Genomic DNA, 13,457 nt, shown 5'->3' on the forward strand with positions numbered 1-13,457 from the left:
GGCCAGTATTACGAGTACCAACGGAGACCACCTTGTCAGAGCAGAATGACGCCGTATCGATCCCTCCAGGGAACCCGCCGGCTACGGACAACCCCGGCTTCCGTCCAGCCGTCGTGGCGCCTGTTCCCCTCGAGGCCATTGCCGCCTCCCTTGGAATCGCGCTGCCCCCGGACACGGGCGGCACCTCGGTGACCGGTGTATCCCTCAACTCGCGCACTGTCGAGCCGGGGGATCTGTACTTGGCCCTGCCCGGAGCCACCCGTCACGGGGCCGACTTCGTCGCCCAAGCGGTGGCTGCCGGTGCCGTGGCGGTCCTGAGCGATGAAGAGGGCGCCCGGCAATTGGCACTTGACGACCTTGCCGTTCCGGTGCTGATCGTCGGGAACCCCCGGGCCGCCGTCGGGACCCTCGCTGCCCTCATATACCGCAGCCAGCCGCTCGACGGGGGTTCGCCCACACTTTTCGGAGTGACCGGAACGAACGGCAAAACCACCACGACGTATTTCATCAACTCCCTCCTGCGCGCCCTGGGCATGAACCCCGGCCTCATCGGGACGATTGAAATCCTTGCCGGGGGTGAAGCCATCCCGAGCCTGCTGACGACGCCCGAGTCCACGGATGTCCACGCCTTGCTCGCCCTCATGCGTGAACGTGGTCTCGACGCGGCATCCATGGAAGTGTCCTCCCACGCCCTGTCATTCCACAGGGTCGACTCGGTGACGTTCGATGTTGCCGGTTTCACCAACCTGACACAAGACCACCTCGACCTGCACGGAAGCATGGACGAGTACTTCCGGACCAAGGCGGAACTCTTCACGAGCGCGCACGCACGGCGTGCCGTAGTGACCGTGGACGACCCCTGGGGGCGCTTGCTGGCCGACGAGGCAGGAATTCCCGTGACCACGCTGTCGGCCACGCCTGGGGGCGACGCTGACTGGACGGTGGAGTCGGTCAAGCAACGCGGGCTTGGAACTGACTTCGAATTGCGCCACCGGGATGGAACGGTCCTGAGTGTCCATACAGGGCTGCCGGGGGACTTCAACGTCGCCAACGCGGCCCTGGCCACCATCATGGTGCTCGACTCCGGCATCGACCCGCATGCCCTGCAGGCGGCCCTGGACAGGCACGACCCCTTCACCGTTTCCGTGCCGGGCAGGATGCAGCTGATCTCCGAAGCCCCGGCTTCCGTTGTCGATTTCGCGCACAACCCGGACGCCCTCGCGAGGGCGCTGAAGGCCGTACGTTCGCAAGCACCCGGATCCCGCGTGATTGTCGTTTTCGGGGCCACAGGACAGCGTGACCAGGGCAAACGGCCGACCATGGGCGCCATCGCCGCCCGGCTCGCCGACGTCGTGATTGTCAGCGACGACGATCCCCATGACGAAGACGCCACGACGATCCGTGCGGAAGTCCTCGCCGGGGCGCGTGCCGCCCGCGCATCAGAGGACGTTGCGTGCGAAATCATCGAGGCGTTCCCCCGGGACGCTGCCATCCGCCAAGCCGTGGACCTGGCCACTGAAGCTGACACCGTCCTGATCGCAGGGCGCGGCCATGAAGTCTGGCAGGAAGTGAAGGGCGTCAACCTTGCCCTCGATGACCGGGTGGAGCTCCGGGCGGCCTTGACAGCCAGGGGATTCAAGGTTTCCACGGACGAGCGGATAGAGTCCTAGACCGAGATGATTGCACTTACTGCGGCGGACATCGCCGATATTACCAATGGCCGATTGGCAGCGGACCCGGGCATTGTCCCGGTGTCCGTCGTTACCGATTCCCGTGAGGCGGCTGCCGGATCGTTGTACGTGGCCAAGCCCGGAGAGAACGCCGACGGCCATGCCTACGTGGGCGCCGCGTTTGAGCGCGGTGCCGTTCTGGCGCTGACCGAGCGCGACGTTTCCGACGACGACGGACGGCCCTACCCCGCCGTCGTCGTCGATGACGCCGTGATCGCGATGGGTGCCCTGGCCGCAGAGTCGGTGCGCCGCATCCGTGCCGCACGTGCCGCCCAGGGGGAGCCGTTCACTGTCATCGGCATCACGGGCTCGGCGGGCAAGACCACTACCAAGGACCTGCTCGCGGGCGTTCTTTCCTGGGCCGGAGCCACGGTGGCACCGCAAGGTTCGTACAACGGTGAGGTCGGCGTGCCGCTCACCGTGTTCGGAGCCGATGCCGGCACCCGCTACCTCGTGATCGAAATGGGCGCCACCGGCGTGGGCCACATCACGTACCTTGCCGAGATGGTCAAACCGGACATCGGCGTCGTTCTGTGCGTAGGCAGCGCGCACGCCGGCGAGTTCGGTGGCGTGGAGAACATCGCCAAGGCCAAGGGCGAACTCGTCGAAGCGCTGGGTCTCGATGGAACCGCCGTCATCAACCTCGACGACGCGCGGGTCGCGGCGATGGCCTCCCGCACCCGGGCCACAGTGCTGGGTACCACGGCCACGGGCGTATCCGGTTCCGCGGTCGAAGCGAGGAACGCCGATATCGACGGCGACGGCCACCCCGAATTCGAACTCCACCTGCCCGACGGCGGGATGCCGCACCGCGTCCACAGCAAGCTCATCGGTGCGCACCACATCACCAACTTGCTGGCTGCCGCGGCCGCAGCGTTCGCTGCGGGCCTCCCTGCCGCCGCGATTGCCGACTCGCTGAGCGAGCAGTCGCCGGCCAGCCGATGGCGAATGGAACGCACTGAGCGGGCAGACGGCGTTACCATCATCAACGACGCCTACAACGCGAATCCGGAATCCATGCGTGCAGCCTTGCGCACCCTCGCCGACCTCGGCCAGGGACGCCGTACCTGGGCGGTGTTGGGCGCGATGCTGGAGCTTGGCGAAGACTCCATCCGCGAACACACGGCAGTGGGCACGCAAGTGGTCCGCTTGAACATTTCCAGGCTCGTCGTGGTTGGCCGCGAAGCCCGGGCGCTGTACATTTCCGCGATCCAGGAGGGCTCCTGGGGCGAGGAATGCAGTTTCACCGAAACGGCCGACGAGGCCTACGAACTGCTGCAGGCCGAGCTCGCACCCGGTGACCTGGTGCTTTTCAAGTCCTCGAACGGGGTCGGCCTACGGTATTTGGGGGATCGGATAGCATTACCCCCACAGGCCGGAACGAGTGCGAACACCGCGGCTGCAACTGCCGCAAATGAAGGGAACGAGCTGCTGTGATTGCACTGTTGATCGGCGCGGGCGTCGCCCTCCTGGTGGCTTTGGTCGGTACGCCACTCTTCATCCGGTTCCTCGTCACGAAGGGCTACGGCCAGTTCATCCGCGACGACGGACCCACGTCCCACCACACCAAGCGCGGTACTCCCACCATGGGCGGTACCGTCGTCGTGGCCGCGGTGCTCATCAGCTATGGGTTGACCCACCTGATCATGTGGATGATGAATCCACGATCAGCGGGCCCGTCGGCTTCGGGCCTGCTCTTGCTGTTCCTCATGGTCGGGATGGGATTCGTGGGCTTCCTCGACGATTTCATCAAGATCTCCAAGCAACGCAGCCTCGGACTCAATGCCAAAGCCAAGTTGATCCTCCAGGCCTTCGTCGGCATTGTCTTCGCAGTGTTGGTCCTGAACTTCCCCGACTCGCAGGGAATCACGCCGGCCTCCACGCACATTTCCCTCGTGCGGGACATTCCCTGGCTGAACCTGGCCTTTGGGGGGACGGTCCTTGGGGCCATCCTGTTCGTCATCTGGTCGAACCTGATCGTCACGGCCGCAACCAACGGCGTCAACCTCACGGACGGGCTGGACGGCCTTGCGGCCGGTGCCTCCATCATGGTCTTCGGGGCCTACACGCTCATGGGGATCTGGCAGAACAACCAGGCCTGCGGTTCACCCCGCGAGGCGGGCAGCGGCTGCTATTCGGTCCGCGACCCGCTCGACCTGGCGCTCTTGGCGGCCATTTGCAGTGCCGCCCTGGTGGGCTTCCTGTGGTGGAACACGTCTCCGGCGAAGATCTTCATGGGAGACACCGGTTCCCTGGCTATCGGCGGCGCAGTCGCCGGGTTTGCGATCCTCTCCCGCACCGAACTCCTCCTGGGCATCATCGGCGGACTCTTCGTCCTCATCACGCTGTCGGTCATCATCCAGGTGGGCTACTTCAAGGTCACCAAGGGCAAGCGGGTCTTCAAGATGGCCCCCCTCCAGCATCACTTCGAACTCAAGGGCTGGGCCGAAATCACGGTGGTTGTCCGATTCTGGATTCTTTGCGGCCTGTTCGTGGCCGCGGGCCTGGGGATTTTCTATGCTGAATGGGTGGTGCTGCTGTGAGCGCAAGTCCTCAAACCAAGCCATCGGCGAATGATCGGCTCCGGAACCTCGTCAGTTGGGATTCCGACTGGAAGGGCCTGCGCGTCGTCGTGACAGGCATTGGCGTCTCCGGTTTCGCGGCCGCCGATACCTTGATCGAACTCGGCGCACGGGTGGTGGTGGTTGACGCGGCCACCAGCGCAAAAGCCCTCGCCCAGGCTGACACCTTGAAGATAGTCGGCGCAGCCGACGTCCTCCTTGGCCAGGACGCCGTCACAACGCTGCCCCGCGTGGACGGCGAAAAGGCCGAACTCGTCGTGACGTCTCCCGGCTGGCGGCCGGACCAGTCCCTCCTGGCAGCGGCCAAGCGGGCCCACGTGCCGGTGTGGGGCGACGTCGAACTCGCGTGGCGGGTCCGCGAACGCAAGGGCCGCAAGACGGCGGACTGGCTCACGATCACGGGCACCAACGGCAAGACCACGACGGTGGGCATGACCGAAGCCATGCTGCAGGCAGCCGGGCTCAAAGCAATCGCCGTGGGGAATGTGGGCACTCCCATCCTGGACGCGCTCCGCGACCCCGTGGAGTATGACGCTTTCGCGGTTGAACTTTCCAGCTTCCAGTTGCATTGGATCGAATCCCTTTCCCCTGTGGCCAGCGTCTGCCTCAACGTCGCCGAGGACCACGTCGACTGGCATGGTTCCTACGACTCCTACCTTGCCGACAAGGCAAGGATCTTCGAGAACACCCAGAAGGCGTGCATCTACAACGCTGAACAGATCGAGACCGAACGCATGGTGGAAAACGCGGACGTGGTCGAAGGTTGCCGGGCAATCGGTTTCACCACCTTGACGCCGGCCGTCAGCATGCTCGGCGTCGTCGAGGGCTTGCTCGTGGACCGCGCGTTCATCGAAGAACGCAAGAGTTCGGCAGAGGAACTTGCGTCCATGGCTGATCTGGGTCCCGCTGCGCCGCGCCACATGGTTGCCAACGCGCTGGCCGCGGCCGCGCTGGTGCGGGCCTACGGCGTCGAACCGTCCGCAGTGCGCCAGGGGCTCAGGAACTATCTTCCGGGAGACCACCGCATCCAGCCCGTGGCCAAGCAGAACGGCGTGCTCTGGGTCAACGACTCCAAGGCGACCAATCCGCACGCCGCGTCAGCGGCCCTGTCGGCGTTCACCAAGGTCGTCTGGATTGCGGGCGGTTTGTCCAAGGGCGTCAACTACGACGAACTGGTCAAAAGCAACGCGCCCAGGCTCAAGGCGGTGGTGCTGATCGGCTCGGACACCACTGACCTGGAAGCGTCCCTCAAGCGACACGCGCCGGATGTGCCCGTAATCGGGCAGCCCAAGGGCGACACTGAAATGGTGCAGTCCGCCGATTCAGCTGGTGCCGCCGCGGAACCGTCTCCGATCTTCGGCGACACCGTGATGGCCCATGCTGTCGAGTCGGCAGCAGGTATCGCCGAGCCCGGCGATACTGTGGTGATGGCCCCGGCGGCTGCCTCCATGGACCAGTTCTCTTCCTACGCTCACCGTGGCGATGCTTTCATCCGGGCAGTGCGCGAGCTTGTGGAAGGCCAGGCACAGACCACCGAGGAGTAACAATGGTCAGCACGCCCACGCGCAGCGGTCCCGGGCGGACCCGGGCCGGGAACCCAGACCCCGCTCGAGGCGCGGCCGGCGTTGCCCGAGCCTCCCTGCTATTCCGCATTCGCTCCGGGATAGCTGGTTTCTGGTCAACGCTTGAGGGAAGCGGCAAATCCAGGAACGGGTCTACGTACTACCTGATTCTCGGCGCATCGCTCGCGCTCACGGCGATCGGGATCATCATGGTCCTTTCGGCGTCCAGCGTCGAAGCGATTGCGGCCGGCGAGTCTCCCTACTCGATCGCCACCAAGCAAGGCATGTTCGCCGCCATCGGCATCGTTGCGATGCTGGTGCTTTCACGGGTCAACGTCCTGTGGCTGAAGAGATTCGCGTGGCCCTCGATCATTCTTGCCGGCGCCTTGTTGGTGCTGGTCCTCATTATCGGCAAGCGCGTGCTGGGCAACCAGAACTGGATCGAGATCGGAGGCTTCACCTTCCAGCCATCGGAATTCGCCAAGTTCGCGCTGGTGCTCTGGATGGCCACGGTCCTTTCCGTCAAGGCCAAGCTCCTCGACAAGTGGACGCATGCACTGATCCCGATCGTTCCGGTCTCCGGCGTGATCATTACCTTGATTGTCCTGGGGCACGACCTTGGAACGTCGTTGGTGGTCATGTTGATCATGGCGGCCGGCCTGTTTTTCGGCGGCGTCAACCTGAAGCTCTTCGCCGGGGCGGGGGGTGTTGCCGCCGCGGTAGCACTGGTACTTGCGGTGACCAGTGGAAACCGGATGTGCCGGATCACCTCGTGGATGGGGCAGAGCTGCGCCGGGGCGAGTGACATCGGCTTCCAGAGCGAACAAGGGCTCAGCGCCCTTGCCTCAGGCAGCTGGTTCGGAGTTGGCCTTGGCCAGAGCCGGCAAAAATACCAGTGGATTCCCGAAGCCCACAACGACTTCATCTTCGCTGTCATCGGGGAGGAGCTCGGCCTCGTGGGGACCATCGTGGTCCTGGTGCTTTTCGCGCTGCTTGCCGTTGCCATCTACCGGGTTGTCAGCCACCAGGAAGACTTGTTCGCCCGCGTGCTCGGCGGCTCAATCATGGCGTGGATGCTTGGTCAGGCCGCGATCAACATGGCCATGGTGGCCGGCCTGCTGCCGGTGATCGGCGTTCCCCTGCCTTTCATTTCCTATGGCGGTTCAGCATTGGTGATGTCCCTATGCGGCGTGGGCGTAGTGTTGTCTTTGGCCCGCGCCCAAATGGCTCCTGCCAGCCGTTCCAAGCCGCGCTGGCGACTTGCGAAAACTGCACGAAAGCGTACATAGCACTCCATGAATTCCCAAACCAAGGATTCCCAGCCCAAACCCCTCTCCGTGGTCCTCGCCGGCGGCGGGACCGCCGGACACATCAGCCCGTTGCTCGCCATTGCCGACGCGATCACGTCGCTGCGGCCGGACGCCAGGATCCTTGCCGTCGGCACGCCCCACGGCATGGAAACGCGGCTCGTTCCGGCCGCCGGCTACGAGTTGGCAACGATCGATCGGGTTCCCTTTCCCCGGAAGCCTTCCGCGGATCTGCTCAAACTGCCCGGCAGGCTGGCGGCGGCGGTCAAGCAAGCCGGCCGAATCCTGGACGACGCACACGCCGACGTCCTCCTCGGCGTCGGCGGCTATGTCTGCACTCCCATGTACCTCGCGGCCTGGCGTCGCAGGATCCCCATCGTCATCCACGAGGCCAACACGCGCGCCGGGCTAGCCAACCGGGTGGGAGCCATGTTCACGAAGCATGTCGGGGTGGCCTTCCCCGAGACCCGGCTGCGGCATGCCCGCCACGTGGGGATGCCCATGCGCAAGGCCATCGCCGGTCTGGACCGTGAGGCCTGGCGTGCGGAGGCCAGACAGTCCCTGGGCCTGGACGCCGGACAGCCCGCACTCATCGTGACGGGCGGTTCTTCCGGTGCCCAGAGCATCAACCGCACCATCGCCGGCGCGGTCGCCGCTTTGGCGGAAGCCGGCATCCAGACGCTGCACATCACGGGCCGGGGCAAGGCGGTGACCAATGACGACGGCGCCCCCCTGGCGGCCGACGGCTACCACCAGGTGGAATACGTGGACGGCATGGAGAATGTCTACGCGGCAGCGGACGTCCTCCTTGCCCGGTCCGGCGCGGCAACGGTCAGTGAGGTGGCCGCCGTCGGGCTCCCCGCGGTATTCGTTCCGCTGCCCATCGGAAACGGCGAGCAGGCACTGAACGCCTCCGCCTTGGTCAAGGCCGGGGCGGCGCTTCTGGTCGACGACCGGGCACTGACCGCGGAATGGCTCAAAGCCGAGGTGATTCCTTTGCTCACGGATCAGGCCCGCCTCGAGGACATGGCCAGCAAGGCAAAAGGACTTGGCATCAGAAATGCTGATCAGCGGATGGCTGGTCTCGTCTTGGAAGCGGTAAGCGAATGACCCAGCCCCTCGCAGACATTGTCTCCCTTGGCCGGGTCCACTTCATCGGCATCGGCGGCGTGGGCATGTCAGCCGTCGCACGCATCATGGTGGCACGGGGCGTACCCGTGAGCGGTTCGGACGCCAAGGACCTGCCCGTCATGCATGACCTCCGGTCCGCCGGGGCACGGATCGCAGTTGGCTACGCCGCGGAAAACCTTGGTGACGCACAGACCGTCGTCGCCGGTTCGGCCATCAAAGCCGACAACCCGGAACTGGAGGCGGCCCGGGCCGCCGGCCTGCCGGTGCTGCACCGTTCGGAAGCCCTCGCCGCAACCATGGGCACGGACCGGGTGGTGACCGTGGCCGGTACGCATGGCAAGTCCACCACGACGTCAATGGTGGCTGTCTTGCTCAAGGAAGCGGGCCTCGATCCCTCGTTCGCCATCGGCGCCAATGTACCCGCCCTCGGGGTGAACGCGGCGCACGGCACCTCGGACATCTTCGTTGCCGAAGCCGACGAATCGGACGGCTCCTTCCTGAACTACCGGCCCCTTATTGCCGTCGTCACCAACGTCGAAGCCGACCACCTGGACTACTACGGCACGCCGGAGGCGGTCCATGCCTCCTTCGACAGTTTCGCTGCGCTGCTGCCCGCCAACGGGGTCCTTTTTGCCTGCGCGGACGACGACGGTGCCCGGGCCCTTGCGGAACGAACCCGTGAGGCGGGCAATACCCGGGTGCTGAGCTACGGGACCTCGGAGGATGCCGATATCCGCCTCGACGACCGGGGACCCGGCGATGTCCGGGTCTCTATCGATGGACAGGAATACGCGCTTGACCTCCAAGTGCCCGGGCGGCACAACGCCTTGAACGCGGCGGCAGCGTTCGCCGTCGCCGCCGAGCTCGGCGTCGCGCCCGAAGCTGCCTCGGCCGCCCTCGGCCGTTTCACCGGAGCCTCGCGGCGATTCGAGTTCAAGGGGGAGGGGAGGGGCGTGCGTGTCTACGACGACTACGCCCACCACCCCACGGAGGTCCGGGCGGCCTTAGCGGCGGCCCGCTCGGTGGCAGGCGGCAACAAGGTGCATGTGCTTTTCCAGCCGCACCTGTTTTCGCGCACCCGCGAATTCGCGGAGCAGTTTGCGGAAGCGCTTGGCGAGGCGGACACGGCCCTCGTGCTGGACATCTACCCTGCCCGCGAGGATCCCATACCCGGAGTCACGAGTACCTTGATCACGGGCCGCCTGAAGAGTGGCAGGCTCGTGGCCGGCGGACAGGAAGCACTGGACGCGGTTCTCGCCGCGGCCGGCGAGGGCGACATCGTCCTGACGGTCGGAGCCGGCGACGTGACGGCCTACGGGCCCCGGATCGTGGAGTTGTTGGGTGGCTGACACCCGGAAACCCACTTTCAAGCCGCAGGCAGGCAAGCCCGGCGTCGTCAGTGCCGAACGCAGCCTCGACGATCCCGCCGGAGGCCCTTCGGAAGCCGCGGGCGTCAAGGACAGCAATGTGCTCGCCTTTCCGGAGCCCAAGGGACGCAAGCGGCGGCGGACGGTGCTCACGGTGCTGGCCATCGTCGTCGCGCTGGTCGCCGGAATCATCGTTGCGGCGGTCTATTCGCCGGTGTTCGCCGTGCGCACAGTGACTGTCGACGGCACCAAGCTGCTCCAGGCAGGGAGCGTCCAGAAGGCCCTTGAGCCGGTGAAGGGGAAACCCCTTCCGCAAATCAACGACGCCGACATCGCCGCGCTGCTCAAGCCCCTCGTCCAGGTGCGTTCCGTCAGCACCGAGGCCCGCCCGCCGTCGGAACTTTTGGTCCACGTCGTGGAGCGGGTGCCCGTGGCGCTGGTCAAGAGCGGTGACAACTATTCACTGGTTGACGTCGATGGCGTCCAGCTTGGATCAACCGCGGATCCCGCATCGGTTGCCTTGCCCCTCATCGATGGGCAGGGAGCCAACCAGAGTCTCTTCAAGGCGATCACGGCTGTACTTGCGACGCTGCCGGCGGATGTTCTGGCGAAGATGGCCAGCGCGTCGGCCACCTCGCCGGACGCCGTCGAGCTCAAGCTGACGGACGGCAAGACTGTTGTCTGGGGGAATGCGGACGAGAAGGAGCTGAAGGCGCGCGTCCTTGAGGCGTTGCTCAAGGCTCCCGTCAATCCAAAAGTTCCTGTGAACGTTTACGATGTCAGCACGCCGAGGCATCCGTTTACCAAATAGGCCATTTCACGAAGTAATCTCGCCTGACGCACAGGGCTATTTTTCGGACTTTCACACGACACGCGGAGGCGGTCATTGAATGTCGGATTCATAGCCCATACCGTCACATAAGAGTTACTTGACATAACTATAACCTTCAACTAGAGGGTTAAGGTCCAAGAATTCAAGTTGGACTCGATCTGTTTCGCTATAGGACACAAGCAAGGGGCACGAAACGTGGCAGCACCGCAGAATTACTTGGCCGTCATCAAGGTCGTCGGCATCGGCGGCGGTGGCGTGAATGCAGTTAACCGAATGATCGAAGTCGGCCTCCGCGGCGTCGAGTTCATCGCCATCAACACCGATGCCCAGGCTCTCCTCATGAGCGACGCGGACGTCAAGCTTGACGTCGGACGCGAGCTCACGCGAGGCCTGGGAGCCGGCGCCAACCCCGACGTCGGTCGCCAGGCCGCCGAGGACCACGCCGACGAGATCGAAGAGGTCATCCGCGGAGCGGACATGGTGTTCGTCACCGCAGGCGAAGGCGGCGGAACCGGAACCGGCGGCGCCCCCGTCGTGGCCCGGATCGCCCGCTCGCTCGGTGCCCTGACCATCGGCGTCGTCACCCGGCCCTTCACCTTCGAAGGCCGCCGACGCGCCGGTTCGGCCGAGGCCGGAATCGACGCCCTGCGCGACGAAGTCGATACCCTCATCGTCATCCCGAACGACCGTTTGCTCTCCATCAGCGACCGTAACGTCTCCGTCCTGGACGCTTTCCGTTCCGCTGACCAAGTACTCCTGTCCGGTGTCCAGGGCATCACCGACCTCATCACAACTCCCGGCCTGATCAACCTTGACTTCGCCGACGTGAAGTCGGTCATGCAGGGTGCGGGCTCCGCGCTGATGGGCATCGGCTCGGCCCGCGGCGAGGACCGCGCGGTCAAGGCGGCAGAGCTCGCCATCGCTTCGCCGCTCCTGGAAGCGTCGATCGACGGTGCGCACGGCGTCCTGCTCTCCATCCAGGGCGGCTCCGACTTGGGTCTGTTCGAAATCAACGAGGCCGCGCGGCTCGTGCAGGAAGTGGCCCACCCCGAGGCCAACATCATCTTCGGTGCCGTCATCGACGACGCCCTGGGCGACGAAGCACGCGTCACGGTCATCGCCGCCGGTTTTGACGACCTCAAGGCGACGTCCCCGTCAATGAACCAGTCCGCTGCCCAGCAGCCCGGCCAGCACCAGGCCCCTGCGGCGCCGGACCGTCCCGCACCGTCGGCTGCCCCGGCCTATTCGGCGCCGCAGCACGTGTCCGCCGGCGTCGGGGCTTCGGGCTTGAGCAACTGGGGACAGCAGCGCCCGTCGGCCTTGCCCGCCGACTCGGGCTTCGACGTCGACCTCCCGGCCGTCGTCGAACCGGACCTTTCGGGAAGCCGCACCGACGACCTCGATGTTCCGGACTTCCTGAAGTAGCCAGTCCGGTCAAACCCACCCAGGAGAGTCAGCCAGTAGTGTTTTGGTGGCGAAAAGAAGTGCGACCGGGGATATCGGTCGCCTTCTCCGATGACGATGCGGGCAACCTTGCACTGCACGTGGCGGACAACCCTGACGATGTCATGGCGCGCCGGGCCCGGCTGGAAGCAGCAGCGGGGCTCGGCCAACGCCGTTTCCAATTCATGAACCAGGTCCACGGGAAAGCCGTCGAATTCATTTCCGCGCACGGGGACGGACCGACGGCCGACGCCATGGTGTCCAGGGGGCAGCCCCTCGCGGTGATGGTGGCCGACTGCGTCCCCATCGTCCTGTTGGGCGAAGTGCGTAACGAAGCCGACCCCGTCCTTGCGGTGGTCCACGCCGGGCGGCCCGGCGTTGCTGCGGATATCGTTTCCGCCACCGTGGTGGATATGCGACACCGCGGTGCCGCGACCATCAGCGCCTGGGTTGGACCTTCCATCTGCGGCGAATGCTACGAAGTTCCCGAGGAGCTGCGGTCCGAGGTAGCTGCCGCCGTCCCGGAAACCTGGTCGACAACCTCGTGGGGCACTCCCGCGCTGGACCTGCCTGCCGGTGTGCGTGCCCAGCTGAAAGCCCTCGGCGTCACGGTCGAGTACTCGGGAGAGTGCACGCTGGAGACCGCGAAGCTTTACTCCTACCGGCGCAGTCAGCAGACTGGCCGCTTCGCAGGTTTGGTGTGGACCCATGAGTGAGGTTTTTCCAACGGCTGAAAGCAGGCCGGACGACTCGCGGACCGCTGAACTGCGCGAACGGCTCGCCGTGGTCCGCCGGCGGATATCCGCGGCAACCACCGCCGCCGGGCGAAGCGAAGAGCCGCAACTGATAGTCGTCAGCAAGTTCCATCCCGCGGCCGATGTAGCCCGGTTGGCGGCACTTGGCGTCACGGACGTCGGTGAAAACCGGGACCAGGAAGCATCCGCGAAGTTCGCCGAGCTCGCCGGACTCCCGGTGCGTTGGCACTTCATCGGTCAACTGCAAAGCAACAAGGCCAAGTCCGTGGCGAAATACGCCTTTTCCGTGCAGTCAATCGACCGCCCTCAACTCGCCGAGGCCTTGGCCAAGGCTGTCGCGCGGCAACAGTCCGAGACGGGCAGACCGGACCTTGATTGCTACATCCAGGTCAATCTTGAGCACGACGGCGGCGCCCACCGCGGCGGCGCCGCCCCATCCGACGTCGAACGCCTCGCCGGGTCCATCGCCACGGCTTCCGGTCTGCGCCTGGCCGGCGTGATGGCCGTCGCGCCGCTCGGAGCGCCCCCGGAGGCGGCGTTCGAGAAGCTCGCAGCCATTTCAACGGATCTGCGGAAGCTGCATCCGGACGCTGCGGGGATATCGGCCGGGATGAGCCAGGACCTCGAAGCTGCCGTGCAATTTGGCGCGACACACCTGCGAATTGGCTCGGATATTCTCGGTTCGCGTCCGCGGGTGGGGTAGCGTCAAAGTATTGGAAGCGACGGGCCGGGATTTCAGCTATGTCAA

11 protein-coding genes are annotated in these 13,457 nt (G+C 65.4%); all 11 read left to right on the forward strand.

Annotated elements, in window-relative coordinates:
• Positions 1-32: 32 nt before the first annotated feature.
• The 11 genes from QRN45_RS10560 (at position 33) to QRN45_RS10610 (ending at position 13,412) form a co-directional block, all read left to right on the forward strand.
• Positions 33-1,670 (forward strand): UDP-N-acetylmuramoyl-L-alanyl-D-glutamate--2,6-diaminopimelate ligase, encoded by a 1,638-nt coding sequence (locus tag QRN45_RS10560; RefSeq protein ID WP_502870710.1) that lies wholly within the window; start codon positions 33-35, stop codon positions 1,668-1,670.
• 6 nt (positions 1,671-1,676) lie between these two features.
• The gene (locus tag QRN45_RS10565) at positions 1,677-3,167 is read left to right on the forward strand and encodes a UDP-N-acetylmuramoyl-tripeptide--D-alanyl-D-alanine ligase (protein ID WP_284763282.1); all 1,491 of its coding nucleotides are present in this window, start codon (positions 1,677-1,679) and stop codon (positions 3,165-3,167) included.
• Complete coding sequence (mraY, locus tag QRN45_RS10570; protein ID WP_078105572.1) at positions 3,164-4,273, forward strand: phospho-N-acetylmuramoyl-pentapeptide-transferase; 1,110 nt, start codon at positions 3,164-3,166, stop codon at positions 4,271-4,273. The genes QRN45_RS10565 and mraY overlap by 4 nt, the downstream gene beginning before the upstream one ends.
• Positions 4,255-5,856, forward strand: coding sequence for a UDP-N-acetylmuramoyl-L-alanine--D-glutamate ligase (gene murD, locus QRN45_RS10575; protein ID WP_284763284.1), 1,602 nt, complete (start codon positions 4,255-4,257; stop codon positions 5,854-5,856). The genes mraY and murD overlap by 19 nt, the downstream gene beginning before the upstream one ends.
• 2 nt (positions 5,857-5,858) lie before the next feature.
• Positions 5,859-7,163, forward strand: coding sequence for a putative lipid II flippase FtsW (gene ftsW / locus QRN45_RS10580; RefSeq protein WP_241710353.1), 1,305 nt, complete (start codon positions 5,859-5,861; stop codon positions 7,161-7,163).
• 6 nt (positions 7,164-7,169) lie between these two features.
• The gene (gene murG / locus QRN45_RS10585; protein WP_264637723.1) at positions 7,170-8,291 is read left to right on the forward strand and encodes an undecaprenyldiphospho-muramoylpentapeptide beta-N-acetylglucosaminyltransferase; all 1,122 of its coding nucleotides are present in this window, start codon (positions 7,170-7,172) and stop codon (positions 8,289-8,291) included.
• Complete coding sequence (gene murC / locus QRN45_RS10590) at positions 8,288-9,661, forward strand: UDP-N-acetylmuramate--L-alanine ligase (protein WP_284763287.1); 1,374 nt, start codon at positions 8,288-8,290, stop codon at positions 9,659-9,661. The genes murG and murC overlap by 4 nt, the downstream gene beginning before the upstream one ends.
• On the forward strand, positions 9,654-10,490 hold the full coding sequence (locus QRN45_RS10595) for a cell division protein FtsQ/DivIB (RefSeq protein ID WP_241710356.1): 837 nt from the start codon (positions 9,654-9,656) through the stop codon (positions 10,488-10,490). The genes murC and QRN45_RS10595 overlap by 8 nt, the downstream gene beginning before the upstream one ends.
• Positions 10,491-10,706: 216 nt before the next feature.
• Positions 10,707-11,936, forward strand: coding sequence for a cell division protein FtsZ (gene ftsZ / locus QRN45_RS10600; protein ID WP_241710357.1), 1,230 nt, complete (start codon positions 10,707-10,709; stop codon positions 11,934-11,936).
• Positions 11,937-11,974: 38 nt separating this feature from the next.
• A complete protein-coding gene (locus QRN45_RS10605) occupies positions 11,975-12,670 on the forward strand; it encodes a purine nucleoside phosphorylase YfiH/LACC1 family protein (protein ID WP_284763288.1) in 696 nt (231 codons plus the stop codon).
• Positions 12,663-13,412: a YggS family pyridoxal phosphate-dependent enzyme gene (locus QRN45_RS10610; RefSeq protein ID WP_241710359.1), complete on the forward strand. Its 750-nt coding sequence runs from the start codon at positions 12,663-12,665 to the stop codon at positions 13,410-13,412. Before QRN45_RS10605 ends, QRN45_RS10610 begins: the two co-directional genes overlap by 8 nt.
• Positions 13,413-13,457: the final 45 nt, after the last annotated feature.

It is taken from the genome of Arthrobacter sp. efr-133-R2A-63 (assembly GCF_030209795.1).
Taxonomy (GTDB): Bacteria; Actinomycetota; Actinomycetes; order Actinomycetales; family Micrococcaceae; genus Arthrobacter; species Arthrobacter bambusae_A.